The organism is Streptomyces tricolor (assembly GCF_002155905.1).
GTDB classification, from domain to species: Bacteria; Actinomycetota; Actinomycetes; order Streptomycetales; family Streptomycetaceae; genus Streptomyces; species Streptomyces tricolor.
Genome location: NZ_MUMF01000467.1, coordinates 1 through 23,788, shown reverse-complemented (window position 1 = coordinate 23,788; position 23,788 = coordinate 1). Strand labels below are relative to the sequence as shown.

Here is a 23,788-nt window from a genome sequence, read left to right as displayed (position 1 = left end):
CCGCCCCCGCGGCCACCCCTCATCCGGGCCGCCGGGCGTGCCGCACGGGCCGCGTCCGGAATCATGACCTCCCGTCAGATCCCGTACGCTGCTCGTGGGTTCCTGGTGCTCAGTCCTCGCGCAGGGCGCGGACCGCCTCCTCCACACGCTTGCCGTACTCGGGGTCGGCGGCGTGGAAGTGGGCCAGGTTCTTCTCGATCACGTCGTCGCGGGAGACCTGCGAGAGGCCGCCGGCGATGTTCGCGACCAGACGGGACTTCTCCTCCTCCGACATCAGGCGGTACAGCTCGCCCGCCTGGAAGAAGTCGTCGTCCTTGGTGTGCAGGGGGGCCTCGTGGGTGCCGGTGTAGCCGGCCACCGCCAGCGGGGCCGACAGCGGGCGGCCGGTCTCGACCGGGCCGTCGTAGGAGTTCGGCTCGTAGTTCTTGGCGTGGCGGCCCTGGGCGTTGGTGGCCATGAAGCCGTCGCGGCCGTAGTTCTGCACGGTCGTCGCCTTCGGCGCGTTGACCGCCAGCTGGGTGTGGTTGACGCCGAGGCGGTAGCGGTGGGCGTCGGCGTAGGCGAACAGCCGGCCCTGGAGCATCTTGTCCGGGGACGGTCCGATGCCGGGCACGAAGTTGTTCGGGGAGAACGCGGCCTGCTCGACCTCGGCGAACACGTTGTCCGGGTTGCGGTCGAGGACCAGGCGGCCCACGCGCTGGAGCGGGTAGTCCTTGTGCGGCCAGACCTTGGTCAGGTCGAAGGGGTTGAAGCGGTAGTCGGCCGCCTCGGCCGCCGGCATGATCTGGACGTAGAGGGTCCAGGACGGGTGCACGCCCCGCTCGATCGCCTGGAGCAGGTCGGTCTGGTGGGAGTTGGGGTCCTTGCCCGCCAGCTCCTGCGCCTGCTCGGTGGACAGGCAGCGGATGCCCTGGTTCGTCTTGAAGTGGTACTTGACGAAGAAGGCCTCGCCCTGGGCGTTGGTCCACTGATAGGTGTGCGAGCCGTAACCGTTCATGTGCCGGTACGACGCCGGGATGCCGCGGTCGCCCATCAGCCAGGTCACCTGGTGCGTGGCCTCGGGGGCGTGCGCCCAGAAGTCCCAGACGTTGTCCGGCTCCTGCTTGCCGGTGAACGGGTCCCGCTTCTGCGAGTGGATGAAGTCGGGGAACTTGATCGGGTCCTTGATGAAGAACACCGGGGTGTTGTTGCCGACGAGGTCGTAGTTGCCCTCCTCGGTATAGAACTTCACCGCGAAGCCGCGCGGGTCACGGACGGCGTCGGCGCCGCCGAGGGAGTCGGCGACCGTCGAGAAGCGCAGGAACACCTCGGTGCGCTTGCCGATCTCGCTCAGGAAGGCGGCGTGGGTGTAGCCGGTGACGTCGTCGGTCACCTCGAAGTGGCCGTACGCGCCGGAGCCACGGGCGTGCACCACGCGCTCCGGGATCCGCTCGCGGTTGAAGCGCGCGAGCTTCTCCAGGAGGTGCTGGTCCTGGATCAGGAGCGGGCCTCCGACGCCGGCGGAGGCTGAGTTCTGGTTGTCGGCGACCGGGGCGCCGGACTCTGTCGTGAGCACGCGCTTCGACATCGTGGACCTTCCGTGCGGGTGTCAGCGGAAACCTGTTTCCGCTTTGTGGAGCCTAGAAGTGGGGCGATCTGAGCGTCAACAGTTTGTTGAATGGAATCAACATTCTGTTGAAGTCGATTCCGGGCCGCGGCGACGCCTGGGCGCGACAGGACAGGTGTCAGCGGCGCCGCGGCCCGGAAGTCTCGAAGGGGCTGTCAGACCTGGGCGCCGGACAGGCGCTCCACGGCCCGCAGCAGAGCCGAGTGGTCCAGGCCGCCGTCGCCCTGGGCGCGCAGCGAGGCGACCAGCTGGGCGACCACGGCGCCGACCGGCAGGGCCGCGCCCACATTGCGGGCGGCGTCGGTGACGATGCCCATGTCCTTGTGGTGCAGGTCGATGCGGAAGCCCGGCTTGAAGTCGCGGTTGAGGAAGTTGTCCTTCTTGCGCGTCAGCACGGTCGAGCCCGCCAGGCCGCCGTTGAGCACGTCCAGCGCGGCCGCCAGGTCCACGCCCGACTTCTCCAGGAAGACCACGGCCTCGGCGCACGCCTGGATGTTCACGGCGACGATCAGCTGGTTGGCCGCCTTCACGGTCTGGCCGGAGCCGTGCGGGCCGCACAGCACGATGGTCTTGCCGAGCGCTTCGAAGATCGGCTTGGCCTGGTCGAAGTCGGCCTGCTCGCCGCCGACCATGATCGACAGAACCGCCTCGATGGCGCCGGCCTCGCCGCCGGACACCGGGGCGTCCAGGACGCGGATCCCCTTCTCCTTGGCGTTCTTCGCGAGGTCTACGGAGGTCTGCGGGGTGATCGAGGACATGTCGATCAGCAGGGCGCCCTGCTTGGCGTTCTCCAGGATGCCGTCCGGGCCGTAGGCGATGGCCTCGACCTGCGGGGAGGCGGGCACCATGGTGATCACCACGTCGGCGTCCCGCACGGCCTCGGCGATCGAGCCGGCGGCCGTACCGCCCGCGGCGGCCAGCCGGTCCAGCTTCTCCTTCTCCAGGGTGTAACCGGTGACCTGGTAGCCCGCCTTGATCAGGTTCTCGGACATGGGGGAGCCCATGATGCCGAGGCCGATCCAGGCGATCGCCGGGCGGGAGGAATCTGCAAGAGTGCTCATGACTAGGGGGGTGCCTCTCTGACTGCTGTGCAAAGTCGGGGGGTTCAGCGGGCGGCGCGGGCGTCGCGCGGGAGCCAGTCGAAGGCCTCGGCGCTCGGGCGGTCGCCGGGCTTGTACTCCAGGCCCACCCAGCCCTCGTAACCGGCCTTCCGCAGCTGGTCGAGCAGCTCCTCCAGCGGGAGGGTGCCCGTACCGGGCGCGCCGCGGCCGGGGTTGTCGGCGATCTGCACGTGCCCCGTCCTGGCCGCGTACCGCTCGATGACCGCCGGGAGGTCCTCGCCGTTCATGGACAGGTGGTAGAGGTCCATCAGGAACTTGGCGTTCCCGAGGCCCGTCGCCGCGTTCACCTTGTCGACGACCCCCACCGCGGCCGGTGCCGACACCAGCGGGTACAGCGGCGACTCGGGCTGGTTGAGGGCCTCGATCAGCAGGATCGCGCCGATCCGGTCGGCCGCCCGGGCCGCGAGGACCAGGTTCTCCAGGGCGAGCGCGTCCTGCTCGGCCGGGTCCACGCCCTCGACCCGGTTGCCGTAGAGCGCGTTGAGCGCCGTGCAGCCGAGGGAGGCCGCGAAGTCGGCGGCGACGTCGATGTTGGCGCGGAACCTCTCCGACTCCGCGCCGGGGACCGACAGGGCGCCGCGGTCCGGGCCCGGCAGCTGTCCGGCGTAGAAGTTCAGGCCCGTGAGCCGGACGCCGGCGTCCTCCACGGCCTTCTTCAGGGCGTCCAGCTCGGACTGCTCGGGGGTGGGTGAGTCGATCCAGGGCCACCACAGCTCGACCGCGGAGAAGCCCGCCGCGGCGGCGGCCGCGGGGCGCTCCAGGAGCGGGAGTTCCGTGAAGAGGATCGACAGGTTGACGTTGAAGCGCTGGTCTGCAAATCCCATTCGGGCCGCGCTCCCTTCCGTGTCGTGATTCCGTATTACGGAAGTTCGTTTCTGCGTAATGGAAGATTGCCGCCGGGTGTCGTCGCTTGTCAAGGGGGGTCGGTCACCGGCCGCCCGAAAAGCCGCGCCGGGCGTTAGGTTGAGCGCGTGCGATTGAGAGTGGAGTTCACGACCGAACCCTTCGACCTGGACGAGGCGCCCGCGCACGCCCTGGTGGCGCGGGAGGTCATCGAGACGGCCGAGCTGGACGCCGTGGATGTCGGCCCCTTCGGCAACACCGCCGAGGGCGGCGCCGACCGGGTGCTCACCGCGGTGGACGCGCTGCTGCGCAAGACCCTCCAGGCCGGTGCCACCCGGGTCTCGCTCCAGGTCAACGTGATCGGCGACGGGACCGAGGAGGGTGATAGGTGACCGGGGAAGAGCCCTTCATCGCGGCCGTGAAGCCGCTGGTCGATGCCATGGGCGCGGAGCTGCTGCCGCCCGACGAGGCCGGCCCCGAGGACGTCGTCCTCGCCTGGGAGGGCGTCGACGTCGTCGCCGTACGCCTGCCCCAGCTCGCCGACTCCCTCGATCACATCCTGGCCGCCATGGAGCGCAGGCAGGGCCGGCCGCTGGCCGATCTGGACCGCAAGGCCAAGCAGGAGGTCGTACGGAGTCTGGAGGCGCGCGGCGCGTTCGCCGTGCGGCACGGGGTGGAGACCGTGGCGAGCGCGCTCGGCGTCAGCCGGTTCACGGTCTACAACTACCTCAACCGGGAAAAGGGCGTATAGCGCGCCCCGAAGGGGGCGCCGGCAGCCGCGCGACCGGCCACGACGGCGCGGCGGAGGCACGACGGCGGCCGTGGCGCCCCGCCGCCGCGCCCGGCCTCGGCTTGTTACGCGGAATTTTCAACAAAGTGTTGACGTGATGTTTCCGAGGGCGTTAGCTATCGGCAGCCCGTTCAGCACGACGGCCCATCGTGGCCACGGAGGCTCCCGTGACGTCGACTTCCACGCCCTCGGGCCTGGCCCGGTTCAACGATCTGGAGGAGCGCGCGGCCCTCGCCGCCCTCCACGAGGCGTGTGCCTCCACCGAGTGGGCCCGGCGGCTGCTCGCCGGCCGCCCCTACGCCACCGCGGAGGACCTCTACGCGGCCAGCGACGCCGCCATGGCCGAGCTGACCACCGCGGACCTCCAGGAGGCGATGGCCGGGCACCCGCCGATCGGGCGCCCCAAGCCCGGCGACCCGACCTCCGCCCGCGAGCAGCGGGGCATGGCCGGCGCCTCCGACCAGCTCAAGGCGGAGATGCTCGAACTGAACCTGGCCTACCAGGAGAAGTTCGGCCATGTCTTCCTCATCTGCGCCACCGGCCGGACCGGCGAGCAGATGCGGGACGCGGTCAAGGAGCGGATCGGGAACTCGCCGGAGCAGGAGCGGGAGATCGTCCGCACCGAGCTGGGCAAGATCAACCGCATCCGACTGGCCCGACTCGTCGAAGAGGACGCCTGACACCATGAGCACCAGCACCACCGCCTCCGTGTCCACGCACATCCTGGACACCTCGATCGGACGCCCCGCCGAGGGCGTCGCCGTCCACCTCTCGGCCCGGTCCGGGCGCGCGGCGGACTGGCAGGCGCTCGGCGGCTCCGCGACCGACGCCGACGGCCGGTGCAAGGACCTGCCGGCACTGCCGGAAGGGGCCACCCACGTACGGCTGGACTTCGCCGTCGAGCCGTACTTCGAAGAGAAATCTGCGAAGAAGCAAGCCGATGCGCAGCAGGACGCCCCCGCGAATCGGGACAGCGGTGCGCCGTCCGTGTTCTTCCCGGAGGTGGCGATCACGTTCGCCGTCGTACCGGGCGAGCACTACCACGTACCGCTGCTGCTCAACCCGTTCGGCTACTCCGTTTACCGAGGGAGCTAGCTACATGCCGACCATCCTGGGACAGAACCAGTACGGCAAGGCCGAGAACCGAGTCGTCAAGATCACGCGGGACGGCGCCACCCACCACATCAAGGACCTCAACGTATCGGTCGCGCTGAGCGGCGACATGGACGAGGTCCACTACTCCGGCTCCAACGCCAACGTCCTGCCGACCGACACCACCAAGAACACGGTGTTCGCGTTCGCCAAGGAGTACGGCATCGAGTCCGCCGAGCAGTTCGGCATCCACCTCGCCCGGCACTTCGTCACCAGCCAGGAGCCGATCCACCAGGCGCGCATCCGCATCGAGGAGTACGCCTGGGAGCGGATCGAGACCTCCGACGCCAACAGCAGGTTCATCGGCGCCGACGACGTCAAGCACTCCTTCGTCCGCAAGGGCCAGGAGGTCCGCCTCACCCAGATCACCTACGACGGCGAGAAGTGGGAGGTCGTCTCCGGCCTGAAGGACCTGGTCGTGATGAACTCGACCAACTCCGAGTTCTGGGGCTACGTCAAGGACAAGTACACCACCCTCCAGGAGGCGTACGACCGGATCCTCGCCACCCAGGTCTCCGGCCGCTGGCGGTTCAACTGGACCGACGACGAGCAGAAGATGCCCAACTGGGAGAAGTCCTACGAGCAGACCAAGAAGCACATGCTCCAGGCCTTCGCCGAGACCTACTCCCTCTCGCTGCAGCAGACGCTGTACCAGATGGGCTCGCGCATCATCAACAACCGCAGCGAGATCGACGAGGTCCGCTTCTCGCTGCCGAACAAGCACCACTTCCTGGTGGACCTGGAGCCGTTCGGACTGAAGAACGACAACGAGGTCTACTTCGCCGCCGACCGCCCCTACGGCCTCATCGAGGCCACCATCCTGCGGGACGGCTGTGAGGCCCGTATCCCGGTCGACATGACCAACCTCTGACGCGGGACGCGCGCCCCCGGCCCCGCCACCCGGGCCGGGGGCCCGCAACACCGGAGGGAACAAAATGGCACAGCCTGCGAAGGGGCCCGCCACAGCCCCCTGTTCCACCCCGCCGGTGCACACCGAGGACGCCGTCACGTCCGTGCACCCGGTGGACGAGAAGCTCCACCTCTCGCGGCTCGTCCCCGCCGCGCTCCAGCACATCGCCGCGATGTACGCGGGCGTTGTCACTCCTCCGCTCATCATCGGCCAGGCCTGCGGACTCGACATCGCGGCCCGCACCCGGCTCATCGCCGCGAGCCTGCTCATCGCGGGCATCGCGACCGTCCTGCAGACCATCGGCGTCAAGGGCCTCGTCGGCAACCGGCTGCCCTTCGTCAACGCCGCCTCCTCCGCCGGCATCGCCCCGATCCTGGCGATCGCCGAGACCAACGACAAGGGCCACCAACTCCCCGCGATCTACGGCGCGGTGATGGTCGCCGGCGCCTTCTGCCTGGCCCTCGGACCCTTCTTCGGCCGGCTGCTGCGCTTCTTCCCGCCCCTGGTCACCGGCGTCGTCATCACCCTGATCGGCGTCACCCTGATGCCCGTACCGGTCGGCTGGGCGCAGGGCGGCGACAAGACCGCCGCCGACTTCGGCGCCATGCGCCACCTCGCGCTCGCCGGGTTCACCCTCGCCGTCATCCTGCTGATCCAGCGCTTCGGCAAGGGCTTCGTCAAGCAGATCGCCCTGCTCTTCGGACTGCTCATCGGCACCCTCGCCGCGATCCCGTTCGGCATGGCCGACTTCAGCGGCCTGAAGTCCGCGCCCGTCGCCGCGCTGCCCACCCCCTTCGCCTTCGGCGCCCCCGAGTTCCAGCCCGCGGCCATCCTCTCCCTGTGCATCGTCATGCTGGTGCTGATGACCGAGTCCTCCGCCGGCATGCTCGCCCTCGGCGAGATCTGCGACCGCCGCGCCGACGGGCGGACCATCACCCGCGGCCTGCGCACCGACGGCCTCGCCACCCTGTTCGGCCCGGTCTTCGGCGGCTTCCCCACCTCCGCCTTCGCCCAGAACGTGGGCGTGGTCTCGCTCACCCGGGTCCGCAGCCGGTACGTCGTCGCCGTCGCCGGAGCCGTCCTGCTGGTCCTCGGCGCCTTCCCGGTCCTCGGGGCGGTCGTCTCCCTGGTCCCCATGCCGGTCCTCGGGGGCGCGGGCATCGTCCTGTTCGGCTCGATCGCCGTCAGCGGCATCCGTACGCTGTCCGAGGCGGGCCTCGACGACAGCTCCAACATCATCCTGGTGGCCGTCGCGCTCGGCGCCGGCATCATCCCGCTGGCCGCGCCCACCTTCTACGCCGACTTCCCCGCCTGGGCGCAGACCGTGCTCGGCTCCGGCATCAGCGCGGGCGCGCTCGTCGCGGTCCTGCTCAACCTGTTCTTCCACCACCTCGGCACCCGGAGCCGGCAACCGGCCCCGGCACTCAAATCCTCCTAGGGTCCTGCCGTGCCCTTCCCGTGGATCCCCCTGGTCCACGGGCCGCCACTGAAAGACAAGGAAGCACGATGGCACCATCGGCAGCCCAGCGCATCGTCATCGAGAACTGCGCGATCGCGACCGTGGACGCGGGCGACACCGAGTACGCCTCCGGGTACCTCGTCCTCGCCGGCAACCGGATCGAGTCGGTCGGCGCGGGACGGGCCCCCGAGGGGCTGGAGAACGTGGTGCGCCGGATCGACGCCACCGGCCACCTGGCCACGCCCGGCCTGGTCAACACCCACCACCACTTCTACCAGTGGATCACCCGGGGCCTGGCCACCGACCACAACCTGTTCAACTGGCTGGTGGCGCTCTACCCCACCTGGGCGCGCATCGACGAGCAGATGACGTACGCCGCCGCGCAGGGATCTCTGGCCATGATGGCCCGGGGCGGTGTCACCACCGCCATGGACCACCACTACGTCTTCCCGCACGGCTCCGGCGACCTGTCCGGCTCCATCATCCGGGCCGCCGCCGAGATGGGCGTGCGCTTCACGCTGGCCCGCGGCTCGATGGACCGCAGCGAGAAGGACGGCGGACTGCCGCCGGACTTCGCCGTCGAGACGCTGGAGGGCGCCCTCGCCGCCACCGAGGAGACCGTCAGGAAGCACCACGACGCCTCCTTCGACGCGATGACCCAGGTGGCGGTCGCGCCCTGCTCGCCGTTCTCCGTCTCCACCGAACTGCTCGCCCAAGGTGCCGAGCTGGCCCGGCGGCTGGGCGTACGGCTGCACACCCACGGCTCGGAGACGGTGGAGGAGGAGAAGTTCTGCCACGAGCTGTTCGGCATGGGCCCGACCGACTACTTCGAGTCCACCGGCTGGCTCGGCGAGGACGTGTGGATGGCGCACTGCGTCCACATGACCGACTCCGACATCGCCGCGTTCGGCCGCACGAAGACCGGCGTCGCCCACTGCCCGTCCTCCAACGCCCGCCTCGCGGCCGGCATCGCCCGCGTCCCCGACATGCTCAAGGCGGGCGTCCCGGTCGGCCTCGGCGTCGACGGCACCGCCTCCAACGAGTCCGGCGAACTCCACACCGAACTGCGCAACGCCCTGCTGATCAACCGGCTCGGCGCGCACCGCGAGGCGGCGCTCGACGCACGGCAGGCGCTGCGACTCGGCACCTACGGCGGCGCCCAGGTCCTCGGCCGGGCCGAGCAGATCGGCTCGCTGGAAGCCGGCAAGCTCGCCGACCTGGTGCTGTGGAAGATGGACACGCTCGCCCACGCCTCCATCGCCGACCCGGTGACCGCGCTGGTCTTCGGCGCGGCGGCCCCGGTCACCGCCTCGTTCGTCAACGGCCGGCAGATCGTGGAGAACGGCCGCCTGCTCACCGTCGACGAGGACGCCGTCGCCGCCACCACCCGCGCGGAGGCCCAGCGCCTGGCCCGCATCGCCGCGCAGGCCTGACCCCAGGCCGCCGCCCGGGCCTGAGCCCGGGCCGCACAGGCCCGACCCGGGCCGCACAGACTCCGGCCGGGAGGGACGGCTCCCGGCCGGGACCCGTGGATCCGAGCGGGATCCACGGCACGCCGTCTCCGGGGCACGTGTGGACGCACGCGCCCCGGAGACGGTCACCCCCACACCGTCCGCTCAACCGCTCGACCGCTCAGCTGCCACCCCCCGACCGGTCCTTCCCCCGAGCCCTCGACTCCGTTTCGAGCAGGGGATGTCCCAGACCATCTGCCCCACCTCCCTGAAACCCACGTCGACGGTGACGTGTTACCCGACCGGAGGAGCCGCCGTGGCCGCCCATCCAGTTGACGAAAAACTCCCCGCCCTCAAAATGGCGACCAGCGGTCTGCAGCACGTGGCCGCCATGTACGCCGGAGTCGTCGCCCCACCGCTCATCGTCGGCGCGGCGATCGGCCTGTCCGCCGCCGACCTGACCTTCCTCACCGGCGCCTGCCTGTTCACCGCGGGCCTCGCCACCTTCCTCCAGACGCTCGGCTTCTGGAAGATCGGCGCCCGCCTGCCCTTCGTCAACGGCGTCACCTTCGCCGGTGTCGCCCCCATGACCGCGATCGTCGTCGCCACCGAGGACAAGTCCGACGCCCTGCCGATCATCTTCGGCGCGGTCATCGTCGCCGGTCTCCTCGGCTTCCTCGCCGCGCCCTTCTTCAGCAAGGCGATCCGCTTCTTCCCGCCCGTCGTCACCGGCTCCGTCATCACCCTGATCGGCGTGTCCCTCCTCCCCGTCGCCTTCGGCTGGGCGCAGGGCCCCGACCCCCGGGCCGACGACTACGGTTCGACCACCTACCTCACCCTCGCCGGCACCACCCTGCTGATCGTCCTGCTGCTGCGCCGCTTCACCCGCGGCTTCGTCAAGCAGATCGCCGTCCTGCTCGGCCTGATCGCGGGCACGCTCGTCGCGATACCGTTCGGCGTCACCGACTTCGGCCCCGTCGCCGACGCGGACGTGGTCGGCTTCCCCACCCCGTTCCACTTCGGCGCGCCCCAGTTCCAGCTGGCCGCGATCCTCTCCCTCTGCGTGGTGATGGTGGTCTCGATGACCGAGTCGACCGCCGACATGCTGGCGCTCGGCGAGATCGTCGAACGTCCCGCGGACGAGCGGACCATCGCGGCCGGCCTGCGCGCCGACACCCTCGGCTCCGCGATCAGCCCGCTGTTCAACGGCTTCATGTGCAGCGCCTTCGCCCAGAACATCGGCCTGGTCGCGATGACGCGGATCCGCAGCCGGTACGTCGTCGCGACCGGCGGCGGTTTCCTGGTCCTGATGGGCCTGTGCCCGATGGCCGCCTCGCTCATCGCGGTCGTACCCCGCCCGGTCCTCGGCGGCGCCGGAGTCGTCCTGTTCGGCTCGGTCGCCGCGAGCGGCATCCAGACCCTGGTCCGGGCCGGCCTGGACAAGGACAACAACGTCCTGATCGTCGCCGTGTCCCTCGCGGTCGGCATCGTCCCGATCACCGCGCCGGAGTTCTACCACGCGTTCCCCGAGACCGCGAAGATCGTCCTGGACTCGGGCATCTCCACGGGCTGCGTCACGGCGGTGGTGCTCAACCTGCTCTTCAACCACCTCGGCAGGGGCCGCGAGGCCCAGGACGTCACCCATCCGATGGAGGCGGGGGAGGAGATCGCCGCTGCGCACTGAGACCGACGCTCAGGACTTAACCGGCCGGGGGAGACTCAGGACAGGGTCGCCCCCGGCCACTTCATGAGGTTGGCGAACAGCTCGGCCTGCTCGATCGCGTCGTCCAGCGCATGATGGGTGTGCCGGCGTCGCGACAGCAGTTCCCGCGGCATCGTCCCCTTCGCCACCGCCCGCAACGGCAGCCCGGCCTTCGTCGCGTACAGCGTCTTCATGTCCAGGCACCCGGAGTGCCCGAACGGGCTGGACCCGGTGAAGCGGATCAGATACCAGTACAGGAACGTCCAGTCGTACGCCGCCGGATAGCCGCACATCACCGGCTGCGCACCCGCGCTCACCTCACGCACCCACGCGGTGAACTCCGCGAGTGCCACGGCGGCTTCGGCCCCCTCGGCGGTCAGCCGGGCCCGGTCCAGCCCGCTCACCGCCAGCGCCTCGGGCACGAACTCCTCGCTGATCGGCCGCAGTTCACGGTAGAAGGTCCGCTCCTCGGGATCGGCGGCCGTGAAACCGCCCCCGTCCTGCACCCCGGCGACCGCGGCCCCGAGGCTGAGCATCGAGTACGGCCCGGGAATCGGGCCGTCGGCCTCGATGTCGACGGAGATGTACAGACTGGGCTTCACACGACGTGCGGACATGACCCGGAAACATCCCATCAGCGCCGCACGCCCGCACCCGAATTCCGGGCCACCGACACGACCGGTACGCAGCCGTCGGACGCGGTGCCGCCGCAGGAACAGGCGGCCTACAGACCGAGCAGGCCGACGTCCGCGGCCAGTTCCTTGAATATCTCCCGCGGGTCGGCCACCAGCCTGCGCCGCTCCAGGTCCAGCAGGCCGACGACCGAGGTCACCTCGGCCGACACGGTGCCGTCGGTCTTGCGGACCTCCTGCCGGAACCGGAAGGTCTTGCCGTCGCCCCACTCGAACACGCAGGTCACGTCCACCTCGTCGCCGGCGAGCAGTTCGCGCAGGTGGCGGATGTTCGTCTCCAGCGCCACCGGGCCCACGCCCCGGCCCAGCAGTGCGGCCTGGGTGATCCCGGCCGCCTGGAGCAGCATCCAGCGGGCGTGCTCCACGTAGTTGAGGTACACCGCCTGGTTGAGGTGTCCCTGGGTGTCGGTCTCGTAGCCGCGGACGGTCACGCGGACGGAAAACGGCTCGGCCACTGCTTGCCCTTCTCGTGTGCGAATCTCCGGTCGACCGATCTTGGCACGCCGGTCACACCCGGCGCGGCGAGGCCAGCAGATACCGGGCTCTGGTCCGGGGCTCGGTGTACTCGCCCGTCTGCCAGCCCGCCCCCTCCAGCGTGGCCGCGCACGCCGCCAGAGTCTCCGGGTCCGGCGCGTACACCGCGACCGCCTCCGGCTGCGGGGTCGCCCGGACCCGGTAGCCGTCCGCGTCCCCGCCCGCCGGACGGTGCCCGGCCGCCTCCAGCGCGAGCGCCGCGGCCCGCACCAGATGTGTCCGCTCCCATCCGCACGGGCGGTCCACGGCGCCGTCGGGATTCGTCATCCGGCGCAGCTCCAGCAGCCCCTGCCAGGCGCTGTGCACCTCGCGCCGCCGGGCCGGACCGGACGCGGGAGGCTCCTCCTCGCCGCCGACGCGGGCCGCGAACACCCCGGCGTCGTCCGGCGCGGGCGGTGCCGGCGGCTCGGGCACCGCCTCGCGCATCCGGTGGCCCGCCGGGGTGAGGAAGTGGTCGTGCGGCGGGCGCGGATGCCGGAAGGCCAGCCCCCGCTTCACCAGCGCCGCGAGCTGGGTCTCCGTACCGCGCAGCCGGCCGGTGACCGGGTCGGCGGCCTCGATCACCCGCCGCTGCGCGGCGGTCGGCGGTCGGGTCACGGAACGCTCCTTCCTGCACGGTCGGTCCGGGGGACCGCGAGCGGGCGGCCCTCGCGCGCCATCGGGGCCGCGGGCGGGCGGCCCTGCGCACCACGGGGACGGCGGAGGGCAGCCCGCCCGTGCCGCCCGGTGAGGTCACCGGTCGGGTGGTCCATGCGCAGAGTACGGCCCGGGTCTGACAATGCCGGGGGCGCGCCCCGGGCGCTGTCCGCCGCTACGCCGGGGGCCGGATGTTCCAGCCCGCCACCACCGGCCGCCCGTGCTCCGTGCCGAGGCGGCACAGCGTGCCCGTGGCGAGCTGGAAGAGGGCCCCGTGCCGGGGTGACAGGCCCAGGCGGCGGGCGGTGAGGACGCGCAGGAAGTGGCCGTGGGCGATCAGCACCACGGCCCCCTCGGTGTCCGCGACCGCGGCGTCGGCCCTGGCCAGCACCCGGTCGGCGCGCTCCCCGACCTGTTCCGGAGTCTCGCCCGGGTGCTCCGGCGGCCCGGGCACGACCCCGTCCGTGAACAGGAACCAGCCGGGCCGGTCCCGTTGGATCTCCGGGGTGGTCACGCCCTCGTACCCGCCGTAGTCCCATTCGCGCAGGTCCGCGTCGACCCGCGCGTCCGGGATCCCGATGAGCCGGGCGGTCTCCCGGGCCCGCTGAAGGGGGCTGACGAAGGCCGCCCCGATCCGGTGCGAGCGGATCAGCGGCACCAGCCGGCGCGCCTCCTCCCGCCCGTGCTCGGTGAGGGGGACGTCGGTGCAGCCGGTGTGCCGCCCGGACCGCGACCACTCGGTCTCACCGTGCCGGACGAGAAGGAGGTCACCCATGACGGCACGGTGTCACAGGGCGCCGACGGCCCGCAGGACGGACTGCGCCAGACGGCCGTTCTCCACCGAGGCCCCCACGCCCGAGGGGAAGGCGAACCGGCGCCGGGTGTAGCCGTAGGCGATGCCGTTGGCCGGGTCGGCGAAGCCGAGCGAGCCGGTCGCGCCGCTGTGCCCGAAGGTGCCGGGGGCGAGGAACGGGAAGATCGCCGGGAGGTACTCGAAGCCGAGCCCGAAGTGGTCCTCGCTGCCGGTGACCAGGTCGGGCCCGCCGGGCGTGCGCAGCTCCCCGAAGCGGGCGGCGGTCTGCGGGGTGAGCAGCGGCGGCCTGCCGTCCACCGTGCTGATGGCGGCGGCGTACAGCCCGGCGACACCGCGCGCGTTGCCCACACCGCCCGAGGAGGCCGGTCCGAGGGCCCGCACCCGGGGGTGATTGCCGAAGGCCACGAGGTCGGTCGGCTCCGGCGCGTGCGCGTTGAAGGCGATGCCCCGGATGCTGTCCGGGGCCGCCGCCCGCTCCTTCAGCAGCGCCGCCTCCTCGGGCGTCGGCAGCAGCGGCTGGACCTCCACCCAGCGGGACTCCTCGGCGGCGGGCAGGCCGAGGTGGTAGTCGAGGCCGTACGGTGCCCGGACCCGCTCCTCGTACAGCTCCTGGAGCGTCCTGCCGGTGACCCGGCGCACCACCTCGCCGGTGAGCGCGCCGATGACGAAGGCGTGATAGCCGTACGCGGTCCCCGGCTCCCACAGCGGCTTGCGTCCCGCGAGCCGGGCCGCGATGATCCGGTCGTCCGCCAACTCCTCCACGGTGAAGGGCTGTTCGGCGTCGCCGACGACTCCTGAGCGGTGCTCCAGCAGTTCGCGCAGGGTCAGCCGGTCCTTGCCCTCGGCGGCGAACTCGGGCCAGTAGGCGGCCACCGGGCGGTCCAGGTCGAGCACCCCGTCCTGCACCAGCAGCGCGACGACCAGGTGGGCCGCTCCCTTGGCGATGGAGTAGAGGGTCGTCAGCGAGTCGCCGTCGATGCCGTCCCCGCCCCACAGGTCGACCACCCGCCGCCCGTGCCGGTACACGACGAGCTGGGCGCCGGGATCGTCCCGCTCCTCGGCGAGGTGTGCCGCGAACTCCTCGCGGACGCCCTCGAAGCCTTCGGCCACCGTTCCGTGCACGTCGATCGGCATGCGCATCCCCCTGTTCTCGATCACTTGTGGAAGCTTCAACCCAGCGCAGCGGCCGGTCATTCCGTCAGGAGCCGTTCGCCGCGCGCCGCGGTGCCGCCATGGCGATGGTCTCCCCGCACGCGTCGAGCACGGCGGCCTTCCCGTGCGCGTCCTCGACGGGGACGACAGCGGCCCGGGTGTCGTGCGGTGCCCGCACCACGGCGTGGTGCTGCCGTACGCACCAGGTGCCCGCGCCCTCGGTGCCGCGGGGCGTGTAGCGGAGGCCGACGGTCACGGCGGCCTCGCCGGGCAGGGCGAGGGGCGCGGGGTGTCCGGAGCCGGTGCCCACGATGCTCTCCGCCTTGCCGTTGTGGATCTCCAGGCTCGGGTAGCCGGTGAACAGGCATGCCCCGGGGCCCCGGTTGACGGCGGTGAGCCGCGCGTCGGCCCGGTCGGCGCCCGGCCGTCCCGCGTCGCCGTCGAGCAGGGACAGCCGCCAGGTGAGCGAGGCGGTCCGGCAGGGCGGCACGGCGGCGTCCGGCGCGGCCGCCGGGCCGGTGTCGCAGGCCGTCAGGGCGAAGGCGGCCGTCAGCGCGGCGAGGGCGGCCGTGAGTGCGGCGAGGGCGCCGGCCGGTCGGATCGTGGCGGACATCGTTCCCCCTGGGACGGACGGGTGCCGCGGGTCAGGTGCCGGGGTGGACGAGCGGGTGCTCGGTGCCGAGGGCCTGGGCGCCGGTGTCGGCGTACAGCGTGGTCTCCCCGTCGGACCAGCGCACGATCAGGTCGTCGCCCGCGCGGCCGTGCAGGAAGTCACCGGCCGTCAGCACGCGCGCCTGCTGCCACCGGCCGTTCGGGCCGCGCATCCGGGTCCTGGGGCCGAGCCCGGCGGACGAGGTGCCGGCGTACGTGTCGAGCGCGCCGTCCGCCCAGCGCACCAGCAGGTCCCCGGCGGCGGTGCCGCCGAAGTCGCCCCCGGTCAGCTGGGCGGCCTTGGTCCAGGTGCCGTTCGCCGCCAGGAGCCGCTGCCCGGGGCCGAGGCCGCCGGTCCCGACCTGCGGGTACAGGGTGAGCGCGCCGTCGGCCCAGCGCACCAGCAGCCCGGTGCCGCCGCCGTCCCCGAAGGCGCCGGCGGTGAACTGGACGGCTTTCTTCCACGCCGAGCCGGGTGCCGCCATCCGGATCTCCCGGCCCAGGCCGGACGGACCGGGCTGCGGGTAGAGGGTGACCTCGCCGTCGGACCAGCGCACCAGCAGCCCGGCCCGGTCGCCGGCGAAGGTGCCGCCGGTCACGGCGCGGGCGTGGGTCCAGGTGGAGTTGGCCTGCCGCAGCCGCTGCTCGGCCCGGAAACCGCCCTTGCCGTCGCCCGGGTGCAGGGTGACGCCGCCGTCGGACCAGACCACGAGCAGATCGCCGTGCCGGTCGCCGGTGTAGTCACCACCGGCCATGAGCGCGGCCTTCCGCCAGCGCCCGGCGCCGCCGGGCAGGGCGCCCTTCAGACCCCGGTACGGGGGCAGGTCCGCGGGCGGGGTCCGGTCGGCGACGGCGTGGGCGAGGAGGTTCGCGGCGTCGGCGCCGAACGCGGTGGCGTAGCTGATGTAGTCGACGTTGGCGTCGTTGCCGCCCCCGTTGTAGCCGCCGAGGTTGCCGATGACGTGCCCGCCGCGGGCGTCGTCCTTGTAGTCGGTGATCCACGGGCTGCCGGAGACGCCGCCGTAGTAGCCGCCGCAGGTCATCGACAGCTGCCGGTAGCCGCGCAGCCGCGTGGTCGGCACCGTGCACTTGACGGCGCGTCCGGCGCTGTTGTGCCGGTGGGAGGGGTAGCCGACGACGGTGACGTTCCGCAGGGTGTAGCCGGCGGGCCGGGTGAAGGTCAGCCCGCCGCCCACCGCGTCCTGGAGGGACTTCCCCCGCTGGTTGGCCGAGACCCGCGCGAACGCGGTGTCCAGGTCGGACGCGGCCTTCTTGGTGGTGGTCGAGCCGCGGTCGGGCACGTACCGGGGATCGATGAAGATCCGCTGGATGTGGAAGATGCCGTACGGCTGCCGGTCGGGGGCCGCGCCCTTCACGAACCGGGGGACGAAGATGTAGTCGCCCTTCATGTTCAGCGCGCAGTGGGCCGCGGTGAGGACGATGTTCCGCGCCCGGGTGTCGATCACGCTGCCGGTGCAGTGCCAGGTGGTGCCGCGCGGCCCGTCGGCGCCGAAGAACGTCCCCACCAGCCGCGTCCCCTTGAACGCGGTGGCCTGCGGGCGGCGCGCCGCGGCCGGCCGGCCCGGCGCCGGCTTCGGGGCCTGCCGCGCCGCGTCCAGCGGCCGGGCGTCGGCCATGCGCTGCGCGGTCCAGAACCGCGCGGCCTGCCGTGCCTCCTGCCCTGCGGAGGGGCCGGGCGGCGCGGGCTCCGCGGCTCCCGCGGCCGGTACCGCGAGGCCGAACAGCACCGCGCACAGCAGGGCGACGGTGGTGTGACGTCTTCCGTTTCCGTCCGTGAGCACGGCTGATCCCCCTGGTCCTTCCGGTCTGCCGGTACCGGGCCGGGGGAGGCGGGCGGTGCGGCGCTGGTCGGGCGCGCACCGACGGCGGCTGGGCCCGTCTCGCGCGCGGCCCCCGGTCGGCAACGGGGGTGATCTTCGCACGAATGCGCGAAACGGGCCAGGCGGCTACTGCCGGTACCCGCTGAGGAACCTGCCGATCCGGCCGATCGCCGCCTCCAGGTCGTCCGCGTGCGGCAGGGTCAGGATGCGGAAGTGGTCGGGGGAGGGCCAGTTGAAGCCGGTGCCCTGGACCACCTGGATCTTCTCGCGCAGCAGCAGGTCCAGGACGAACTTCTCGTCGTCGTGGATCGGGTGCACCTTGGGGTCGATGCGCGGGAACGCGTACAGCGCGCCCTTGGGTTTGACGCAGGACACGCCGGGGATCTCGTTGAGCTTCTCCCAGGCCACGGTCCGCTGTTCGTGCAGCCGGCCGCCGGGCAGGGTGAGTTCGCGGATGGACTGGCGTCCGCCGAGCGCGGCCTGGATGGCGTACTGGGCGGGCGCGTTGGCGCACAGTCGCATGGAGGCCAGCATGGTCAGGCCCTCCAGGTAGTCCTTGGCGTGCTGCTTCGGGCCGGTGACCACCAGCCAGCCGGAGCGGAAGCCGGCCACCCGGTAGGTCTTGGACAGGCCGCAGAAGGTGAGCACGACCAGGTCGGGGGCGAGCGCGGCGGCCGAGTGGTGGACGGCGTCGTCGTACAGGATCTGGTCGTAGATCTCGTCGGCGAACACCATCAGGCCGTGCCGGCGGGCCAGGTCGAGGATGCCCTCGACGATCTCCTTCGGGTAGACCGCGCCGGTCGGGTTGTTCGGGTTGATGAGGACGACGGCCTTGGTGCGGTCGGTGATCTTCGCGGCCATGTCGGCCAGGTCCGGGTTCCAGTCGGCCTGTTCGTCGCACAGGTAGTGGACGGCCTTGCCGCCGGCCAGCGTGGTGACGGCCGTCCACAGCGGGAAGTCCGGGGCCGGGATGAGGATCTCGTCGCCGTCCTCGACCAGCGCCTGGACGGCCATGGAGACCAGCTCCGAGACGCCGTTGCCCAGGAAGACGTCGTCCACGGAGACGTCGAGCCCCAGGGTCTGGTAGCGCTGGGCGACCGCACGGCGGGCGGAGAGGACGCCGCGGGAGTCCGTGTAGCCGTGCGCCTGCGGCAGCATCCGGATCATGTCCTGGAGGATCTCCTCCGGCGCCTCGAACCCGAAGGCCGCGGGATTGCCGGTGTTCAGGCGCAGCACGCTGTGCCCCGCCTCCTCCAGCGCGTTCGCGTGCTCGATCACCGGGCCGCGGATCTCGTAGCACACCTCGCTGAGCTTGTTGGACTGCCGGAACTCCATGCGCCCCTCCGGAAACTCGTGTTGCTTGGTTTTACCAAGTGGGAGCTTGGAAAGTCCAACAACGCGTCTACACTGCGTCGCATGTCACCTCGCCGAAGCTACGACCAGTACTGCTCCGCAGCCCGCGCGCTCGACCTCGTCGGCGACCGCTGGACCCTGCTGATCGTCCGGGAACTGCTCGCCGGCCCCCGCCGCTACACGGACCTGCACGCGGACCTGCCCGGCGTGAGCACGGACGTACTCGCCTCACGGCTGAAGGACATGGAACGGGACGGCCTCACCACCCGGCGGCGGCTGCCCCCGCCGGGCGCGGCCTACGTGTACGAACTCACCGCGCGCGGACGTGAGTTGCTGCCGGTGCTCCAGGCGCTGGGCACCTGGGGCGAGGCGGAGCTGGGCGAGCGCCGGCCCACCGACGCGGTGCGCGCGCACTGGTTCGCGCTGCCGCTGCTGCGGGCCCTGGAGAGCGAGGGTGTCGGCGGAGTCGCCCTGGCCGAAGCCGCCCTGATCGAAGTCTCCCTGGAGGAAGGCGACTTCCACCTCCGCGTCGGCGCCGGGGACGGGCCGGTGTACGGCGACGGGGCCGCGCCGGGCGAGCCGGACGCGCGGCTGGTGATGGACGCGGCGACCTGCGAGGCCATCGCGCGGGGGGAGACGGGCCTGCCGGACGCGGTACGGGCCGGACGGGTGGCGGTGACCGGGGACGGCACCGTGGCCAAGGCGCTGCGCGAGGCCTGACACAGGCGAAGGCCCGCCGGACGGGCGGGCCTTCACGAGGTGGCGCGTGCCGTACGCGCGGGCCTTCACGAGGTGGCGGTGCCGTACGCGCGGGCCTTCGCAGAGCGGCGCGTGCCGTACGGATCACACGTTCGGCGGCACCCGCGACGGCCGTCCCGACCCCCGCGTCAGCGCGTACCCGCCGATCCCGGCGAGCGCGGCCAGCACCCCGCCGATCCCGGTCCACACCCAGCGGTCGGACCACCAGCCGGACGACCAGCCGTCGTCCTGGCCGAAGCTGGACAGCACGGCGTCCTTCGAACCGTCCTCGTCCCGCGCCGACTTGGCGGCGATACCGGGAACGAGCGGCTTGCCGAGCGAGCCGTCCACCGCCTCCGCGCCGCCGATGTCCTTGGCGTCGACGCGCACCTCGGCCCGCACCGGCTGGCCGAGGTCGGCGGCGCCCAGGTCCACCACCGTCAGCCGGACGTAGTACGTGCCCGGCAGCGGGTCGTCGGCCCACGGCTCCGACCAGCCGCGCACCGTGCGCATGACGCAGGCCAGCTCGACCGAGGCGGCGCCCTGCGCGGCGGTACGGGTCTGGGCACCGTACTGGCAGGCCTGGCGGCGCCGCAGCCCGTCGTACACGTCGAGCTGCCAGGTCTCGGCGCCGTGCGTGGCCGGGAGCTTCACCGTCGCCTTGACGGTGGGGCGCTGCCCGGTGTCCGCGGGGAACGACCAGTACAGGTAGTCACCGGTGGAACCGGAGGCGGTGGCCCGCTGCCCCTGCTCGATCTCCGTCGCCGTGCGGAAGGAGGTGCCCGCCTGGGTGGGCGCGTCCCCGTCCGCGGAGGCGCCCGGCGAGGGCGAGGAGTCCGCGGCGGCCGGCCCGGCGGCCAGCCCCAGCGCCAGCAGCGCGGCGCCCAACGCACGTGTGATCCGCATCAGTTCGTCCTCCAGACCGCGACCCGCCAGCGCGACAGCCAGCCCCACAGCAGACCGGCGAGGAAGCCGATCAGCACCAGCAGACCCAGCAGCCACCAGCCGCGGCCCAGACCGAAGGCGGCCACGTCGTGGTGCCCCGACGGCCCGTCCACGACGTCGACGGTCAGCTCCAGCGGCAGGCCGGGGGTCGTCTTGACCCCGGCGGCGGCCGAGAAGGAGCTGGTCACCTGGAGGCACACCGTCTCCGCGGGCGCCTCGTCGTCGTCGCTGTCCCGCTTCGGATAGCGCAGACCGGTGGAGATGACGTCGGTACGGCCGGTGCCGGCGGCCTCGCCGCGCACGATCTCCCGGCCGTGCACCGTCACCGCCCGCAGCAGCACCCCGTAGTTCGGGTTCACCGCCCGGTCGTCCGCCACGCTCACCGAGGCGCGCAGCTCCTGGCCGGGCTTCACGTCGACCTTGTACCAGCGCTGCTGCCCGAACTCCACGCGGTCCGTGTACAGCCCGGACGTGAGCGCCGGCGCCTTCTCGCACCGGTCCGCGCCCTCGGTCGCCACCGGCGTCACCACCGGATCGGCCGCCCGCTCGACCAACTGGCCCACGCGGTCGGACAGTTCGTCCTTGTGCCGGACGTCGGTGTAGGTGCCGCCGGTCGCGTCCGCGATGCAGCTGAGCTGGTCACGGGTCTTGGCGTCCGGCACCAGGCCGAGGGTGTCGATGGTCAGCCCGATGCCCTTGGCGGCTATCTCCCGGGCCACCTCGCACGGGTCGAGCGGCTGGCAGGTGTCCTCGCCGTCACTGATCAGGACGATACGGCGGGTGCCGGAGCCACCGTCCAGGTCGTCCGCCGCCTTCAGCAGCGCGGGCCCGATCGGGGTCCAGCCGGTCGGCGCCAGCGTGGCCACGGCCGTCTTCGCGTCGGTCCGGTTCAGCGGGCCCACCGGGTAGAGCAGCTCGGTGTCCTTGCAGCCCTCCTTGCGGTCGTTGCCGCGGTAGTTGGCGCCCAGCGTGCGGATACCGAGCTGGACCTCCTCCGGCGTCGCGTCCAGCACCTCGTTGAACGCCTGCTTCGCCGCGGCCATCCGGGTGCCGCCGTCGATGTCGCGGGCGCGCATGGATCCGCTGACGTCCAGCACCAGTTCGACCTTCGGAGCGGCCTGCTCCGTCTCGTCGGCGACCGCTCCGGCGGGGCACGCGAGCCCGGCCGTCAGGGCGGCGAGCAGAGCGCCTACGCCCGCCGCCAGCCGTTGTCTTCTGATCATCGCCGGATCTTATTGATCAGACGGGTCACCCTCCAAAACGAGCGGGTTCGGCAGCACCGTCCACTGGTCGCCCGGTGTCCGCGGGGACAGCCGCATCAGGGTCAGGGCCTTGGTGGGCAGCGGCTGCTGACGCAGTGCCAGGAGATCGGGCGTGTGCGGGAGATCCGGTACGGCCGTGGCCAGAGCGGTGGCGAGCGCCGGGCCCGAGCCCGCCGTGGCGGCCAGGGCGCCCGCCACCAGCGAGCCGAACAGCTTGCGGCGCAGGGCGGTTTCGTCGTCGGTGATCGGGCGGCCGGTGAGGGCGGGCGGCGCGATGCCGTGGCGGGCCAGCCGGGCGGGGCTGATCCGGATGTCGGCCAGGTCGCGGTAGACCAGCCGCAGCGGGGTGCCGTCGGCCGACAGGACGACCAGGAGGTTCTGCCCGTGGGCCTCCAGGGCCACCCCGAGGTCCAGCAGCCGCAGCCCCACGGTGAGCGCCAGCCGGGTGAACGCGGCCAGCCAGGCGGGGGATTCGGGCAGGGACGTGGTGGCGAGGGCGGCCACCGGCAGGACCCGCTCGCCCGGTGCCGCGTACACCTCCGGCGACTCCCGCAGCAGCGCCGCCAGGTCGGGCGAGTCGGCCGTGGCCGCGCCGAGCGTGCGGGTGATGTGCAGCAGGCCGTCGGTGCGCGCCGCCAGGTCCTCGGCGAAGGCGGACAGGGCCGCGGCCGACCGCACCGAGGACACGGAGATGTCCCGCACCGACGACGTCAGCCGGGCGCTCAGCGCCGTCTTCACGTGCGGGCCGCCGGGCAGCGCCAGCGTGCGCAGGGACATCAGCGGCCGGGCCGGGCGCCAGCGGTCGTACGGCCGCTTCAGCACGTGCGCGGCCTGCCACGGGTGCACCGGCAGCAGCAGCCGCGCGCCGTCGCGGAGTTCGTCCGGCCAGGTGCCGGACAGCAGGCAGTCGGCCGCCGCTGCCGGCACCGTGCCCAGTTCCACCACCGGCCCGTGCTCCGGGCCGTATGCCAGCTGGTCCGCCACCGAGAAACCGGGCCGGGAACGGCAGTTGGGGTGGAACGGATGCCCGTCGACCACCCGCTGCTCCCACTCCCAGTCCTTCTCCGGCCACTCCTTCGGGTGATCCGCGCCGGCCCGGGACAGCGCCAGCGAGGCCACGCTGTGCGCCAGTTCCGCCGCGAACGCCGACCCGTGCGGCACCCCGAGCGCCGCGACCAGCCGCGCCGGATCCTCGTACCGCTCCCGGTCCAGACGTACGGCGGTGACGTACGCGCGCGTGGCGTACGGGTCCGCGCGCGGCCCGCGCAGGGTCCGGCCGTCGGCCAGGCGCAGCGCCAGACCGTGCGCCCCGGACTCGCGGCCGGTGAGCCAGGGCAGCGGCTCATGGGCGAGCGCCCGCCACAGCCGGGTCAGCACGGCGGCGCGGGCACCCGGCAGCCGAGCCGTGTACCGCGGCAGCAGGCCGGGCCGGACGGCGGCCAGCTCCTCGGCGATCGCGGCCTCGGCGGTGGGGGGACGGTGCACGGTCGGCTCCTCGGGTACACGGGGCACGGCACGATTGTCCGGGACGGCAGCCATACTGATCGTCACCGGCTCCCGGACGGCGCACCCGGCGTGCGCGGGGAAGACCGCGGGCCCCTGGACGACGAACGAATGGATCGCGTGGACCTCACACCCCCCACCGGTGCCGTCGGCCGCCGCGCCGACGCGTACGCGACCGCGCCCCTGCTGAACTGCCTGCTCAGGGAGGTGGCCGAGCCGCTCCCGGGCACCGGGGAACACCGGGTCCACCGGCTGCCGGGCGGCCGGCTGCTGCGCGTGCGCGCCGGGCGGCGCCCCACGGACCCCGAGCTGTGCACCGCCGGCACCTGGCGCCGGATCGGCCACCCGGAACTGGTGAAACTGGTCGCCGAGGAACTGCGCCGGCACACCGGGCTGCCCGGCGGCGACCTGCCCGCCGAGATGATCGACAGCCGGGAGGCCGTGGCCGCCCTGCTCACCGCCCGCGCGCGGGCCACGGCGCCCGCGGACCCGTATCTGCGCTCGGAGCAGTCCCTGCTCACCGGCCACCCCTACCACCCGGCCCCCAAGGCGCGCGGCGGCGGCCCGGTCACATCCTGGCTGCCGTACGCCCCCGAGGCGCACGCCCGTTTCCCGCTGGTGCTGCTCGGTGTC

General features: G+C 72.5%; 24 protein-coding genes. 10 read left to right on the top strand and 14 right to left on the bottom strand.

Features of this window, described 5'->3' with window-relative positions; all coding sequences use genetic code 11:
- Positions 1 to 109: 109 nt before the first annotated feature.
- The 3 genes from CCN44_RS29970 to CCN44_RS29960 form a co-directional block, all read right to left on the bottom strand.
- On the bottom strand, positions 110 to 1,567 hold the full coding sequence (locus CCN44_RS29970) for a catalase (RefSeq protein ID WP_059253802.1): 1,458 nt from the start codon (positions 1,565 to 1,567) through the stop codon (positions 110 to 112).
- 194 nt (positions 1,568 to 1,761) lie between these two features.
- A complete protein-coding gene (locus CCN44_RS29965; protein ID WP_059253804.1) occupies positions 1,762 to 2,667 on the bottom strand; it encodes a 2-hydroxy-3-oxopropionate reductase in 906 nt (301 codons plus the stop codon).
- 44 nt (positions 2,668 to 2,711) lie between these two features.
- Positions 2,712 to 3,551 carry a TIM barrel protein gene (locus tag CCN44_RS29960; RefSeq protein WP_059253806.1) on the bottom strand — a complete coding sequence of 280 codons (840 nt, stop codon included), beginning with the start codon at positions 3,549 to 3,551 and terminating at the stop codon, positions 2,712 to 2,714.
- Between the two features lie 147 nt (positions 3,552 to 3,698).
- On the opposite strand from CCN44_RS29960, the gene CCN44_RS29955 reads away from it, so the two are divergent.
- The 8 genes from CCN44_RS29955 (at position 3,699) to CCN44_RS29920 (ending at position 11,016) form a co-directional block, all read left to right on the top strand.
- A complete protein-coding gene (locus CCN44_RS29955; protein WP_079081216.1) occupies positions 3,699 to 3,962 on the top strand; it encodes a YkoF family thiamine-binding protein in 264 nt (87 codons plus the stop codon).
- Positions 3,959 to 4,321, top strand: coding sequence for a helix-turn-helix domain-containing protein (locus CCN44_RS29950; RefSeq protein WP_059253809.1), 363 nt, complete (start codon positions 3,959 to 3,961; stop codon positions 4,319 to 4,321). Before CCN44_RS29955 ends, CCN44_RS29950 begins: the two co-directional genes overlap by 4 nt.
- Before the next feature lie 206 nt (positions 4,322 to 4,527).
- Positions 4,528 to 5,040, top strand: coding sequence for a 2-oxo-4-hydroxy-4-carboxy-5-ureidoimidazoline decarboxylase (gene uraD / locus CCN44_RS29945; protein WP_086701054.1), 513 nt, complete (start codon positions 4,528 to 4,530; stop codon positions 5,038 to 5,040).
- A gap of 4 nt (positions 5,041 to 5,044) precedes the next feature.
- Positions 5,045 to 5,455, top strand: a complete 411-nt coding sequence (gene uraH / locus CCN44_RS29940) for a hydroxyisourate hydrolase (protein WP_086701051.1) — start codon at positions 5,045 to 5,047, stop codon at positions 5,453 to 5,455.
- Between the two features lie 4 nt (positions 5,456 to 5,459).
- Positions 5,460 to 6,383 (top strand): factor-independent urate hydroxylase, encoded by a 924-nt coding sequence (pucL, locus tag CCN44_RS29935; RefSeq protein ID WP_059253815.1) that lies wholly within the window; start codon positions 5,460 to 5,462, stop codon positions 6,381 to 6,383.
- Positions 6,384 to 6,447: 64 nt separating this feature from the next.
- Positions 6,448 to 7,860, top strand: coding sequence for a nucleobase:cation symporter-2 family protein (locus CCN44_RS29930; RefSeq protein ID WP_086701048.1), 1,413 nt, complete (start codon positions 6,448 to 6,450; stop codon positions 7,858 to 7,860).
- Between the two features lie 68 nt (positions 7,861 to 7,928).
- The gene (locus CCN44_RS29925) at positions 7,929 to 9,314 is read left to right on the top strand and encodes an 8-oxoguanine deaminase (protein ID WP_059253819.1); all 1,386 of its coding nucleotides are present in this window, start codon (positions 7,929 to 7,931) and stop codon (positions 9,312 to 9,314) included.
- Between the two features lie 334 nt (positions 9,315 to 9,648).
- Positions 9,649 to 11,016, top strand: a complete 1,368-nt coding sequence (locus tag CCN44_RS29920) for a nucleobase:cation symporter-2 family protein (RefSeq protein ID WP_086701046.1) — start codon at positions 9,649 to 9,651, stop codon at positions 11,014 to 11,016.
- A gap of 35 nt (positions 11,017 to 11,051) precedes the next feature.
- Here CCN44_RS29920 and CCN44_RS29915 read toward each other — a convergent pair whose 3' ends face one another.
- From CCN44_RS29915 to CCN44_RS29880, 8 genes are all read right to left on the bottom strand, one after another.
- Positions 11,052 to 11,651: a 3'-5' exonuclease gene (locus CCN44_RS29915; protein WP_086701062.1), complete on the bottom strand. Its 600-nt coding sequence runs from the start codon at positions 11,649 to 11,651 to the stop codon at positions 11,052 to 11,054.
- A gap of 107 nt (positions 11,652 to 11,758) precedes the next feature.
- A complete protein-coding gene (locus CCN44_RS29910) occupies positions 11,759 to 12,181 on the bottom strand; it encodes an acyl-CoA thioesterase (RefSeq protein ID WP_086701042.1) in 423 nt (140 codons plus the stop codon).
- 52 nt (positions 12,182 to 12,233) lie between these two features.
- A complete protein-coding gene (locus CCN44_RS29905; RefSeq protein ID WP_086701040.1) occupies positions 12,234 to 12,857 on the bottom strand; it encodes a hypothetical protein in 624 nt (207 codons plus the stop codon).
- A 214-nt stretch (positions 12,858 to 13,071) separates the two neighbouring features.
- Positions 13,072 to 13,671, bottom strand: coding sequence for a histidine phosphatase family protein (locus CCN44_RS29900; RefSeq protein WP_059253827.1), 600 nt, complete (start codon positions 13,669 to 13,671; stop codon positions 13,072 to 13,074).
- A gap of 12 nt (positions 13,672 to 13,683) precedes the next feature.
- The gene (locus CCN44_RS29895; RefSeq protein WP_202430367.1) at positions 13,684 to 14,844 is read right to left on the bottom strand and encodes a serine hydrolase domain-containing protein; all 1,161 of its coding nucleotides are present in this window, start codon (positions 14,842 to 14,844) and stop codon (positions 13,684 to 13,686) included.
- 64 nt (positions 14,845 to 14,908) lie between these two features.
- Positions 14,909 to 15,475: a DUF4232 domain-containing protein gene (locus CCN44_RS29890; protein WP_059253829.1), complete on the bottom strand. Its 567-nt coding sequence runs from the start codon at positions 15,473 to 15,475 to the stop codon at positions 14,909 to 14,911.
- A 31-nt stretch (positions 15,476 to 15,506) separates the two neighbouring features.
- A complete protein-coding gene (locus tag CCN44_RS29885; protein WP_237481702.1) occupies positions 15,507 to 17,315 on the bottom strand; it encodes a trypsin-like serine peptidase in 1,809 nt (602 codons plus the stop codon).
- A gap of 165 nt (positions 17,316 to 17,480) precedes the next feature.
- Positions 17,481 to 18,689, bottom strand: coding sequence for a pyridoxal phosphate-dependent aminotransferase (locus tag CCN44_RS29880; RefSeq protein ID WP_059253831.1), 1,209 nt, complete (start codon positions 18,687 to 18,689; stop codon positions 17,481 to 17,483).
- 81 nt (positions 18,690 to 18,770) lie between these two features.
- On the opposite strand from CCN44_RS29880, the gene CCN44_RS29875 reads away from it, so the two are divergent.
- Positions 18,771 to 19,427, top strand: a complete 657-nt coding sequence (locus tag CCN44_RS29875; RefSeq protein WP_086701036.1) for a winged helix-turn-helix transcriptional regulator — start codon at positions 18,771 to 18,773, stop codon at positions 19,425 to 19,427.
- 123 nt (positions 19,428 to 19,550) lie between these two features.
- On the opposite strand, the gene CCN44_RS29870 is transcribed toward CCN44_RS29875, so the two are convergent.
- From CCN44_RS29870 to CCN44_RS29860, 3 genes are read right to left on the bottom strand one after another with little or no spacing between them, the layout of a single operon-like run.
- Positions 19,551 to 20,351, bottom strand: coding sequence for a hypothetical protein (locus CCN44_RS29870; protein WP_086701056.1), 801 nt, complete (start codon positions 20,349 to 20,351; stop codon positions 19,551 to 19,553).
- On the bottom strand, positions 20,351 to 21,613 hold the full coding sequence (locus CCN44_RS29865) for a VWA domain-containing protein (RefSeq protein ID WP_086701033.1): 1,263 nt from the start codon (positions 21,611 to 21,613) through the stop codon (positions 20,351 to 20,353). Before CCN44_RS29865 ends, CCN44_RS29870 begins: the two co-directional genes overlap by 1 nt.
- Before the next feature lie 9 nt (positions 21,614 to 21,622).
- Positions 21,623 to 23,137 carry an IucA/IucC family protein gene (locus CCN44_RS29860; protein WP_086701030.1) on the bottom strand — a complete coding sequence of 505 codons (1,515 nt, stop codon included), beginning with the start codon at positions 23,135 to 23,137 and terminating at the stop codon, positions 21,623 to 21,625.
- Positions 23,138 to 23,266: 129 nt separating this feature from the next.
- Here CCN44_RS29860 and CCN44_RS29855 point away from each other — a divergent pair.
- Positions 23,267 to 23,788, top strand: a 522-nt coding sequence (locus tag CCN44_RS29855) for an IucA/IucC family protein (RefSeq protein WP_244203988.1), incomplete at its 3' end; no start/stop codon positions are given.

Bases quoted from the DNA above. Each gene is read 5' to 3' on its own strand.
- CCN44_RS29925 (WP_059253819.1), top strand. From the start codon at position 7,929: ATGGCACCATCGGCAGCCCAGCGCATCGTCATCGAGAACTGCGCGATC.
- CCN44_RS29895 (WP_202430367.1), bottom strand. From the start codon at position 14,844: ATGCCGATCGACGTGCACGGAACGGTGGCCGAAGGCTTCGAGGGCGTC.
- CCN44_RS29875 (WP_086701036.1), top strand. From the start codon at position 18,771: ATGTCACCTCGCCGAAGCTACGACCAGTACTGCTCCGCAGCCCGCGCG.
- CCN44_RS29865 (WP_086701033.1), bottom strand. From the start codon at position 21,613: ATGATCAGAAGACAACGGCTGGCGGCGGGCGTAGGCGCTCTGCTCGCC.
- CCN44_RS29930 (WP_086701048.1), top strand. From the start codon at position 6,448: ATGGCACAGCCTGCGAAGGGGCCCGCCACAGCCCCCTGTTCCACCCCG.
- CCN44_RS29970 (WP_059253802.1), bottom strand. From the start codon at position 1,567: ATGTCGAAGCGCGTGCTCACGACAGAGTCCGGCGCCCCGGTCGCCGAC.
- CCN44_RS29960 (WP_059253806.1), bottom strand. From the start codon at position 3,551: ATGGGATTTGCAGACCAGCGCTTCAACGTCAACCTGTCGATCCTCTTC.
- CCN44_RS29870 (WP_086701056.1), bottom strand. From the start codon at position 20,351: ATGCGGATCACACGTGCGTTGGGCGCCGCGCTGCTGGCGCTGGGGCTG.
- uraH (WP_086701051.1), top strand. From the start codon at position 5,045: ATGAGCACCAGCACCACCGCCTCCGTGTCCACGCACATCCTGGACACC.
- pucL (WP_059253815.1), top strand. From the start codon at position 5,460: ATGCCGACCATCCTGGGACAGAACCAGTACGGCAAGGCCGAGAACCGA.
- CCN44_RS29915 (WP_086701062.1), bottom strand. From the start codon at position 11,651: ATGTCCGCACGTCGTGTGAAGCCCAGTCTGTACATCTCCGTCGACATC.
- CCN44_RS29965 (WP_059253804.1), bottom strand. From the start codon at position 2,667: ATGAGCACTCTTGCAGATTCCTCCCGCCCGGCGATCGCCTGGATCGGC.
- CCN44_RS29890 (WP_059253829.1), bottom strand. From the start codon at position 15,475: ATGTCCGCCACGATCCGACCGGCCGGCGCCCTCGCCGCACTCACGGCC.
- CCN44_RS29880 (WP_059253831.1), bottom strand. From the start codon at position 18,689: ATGGAGTTCCGGCAGTCCAACAAGCTCAGCGAGGTGTGCTACGAGATC.
- CCN44_RS29900 (WP_059253827.1), bottom strand. From the start codon at position 13,671: ATGGGTGACCTCCTTCTCGTCCGGCACGGTGAGACCGAGTGGTCGCGG.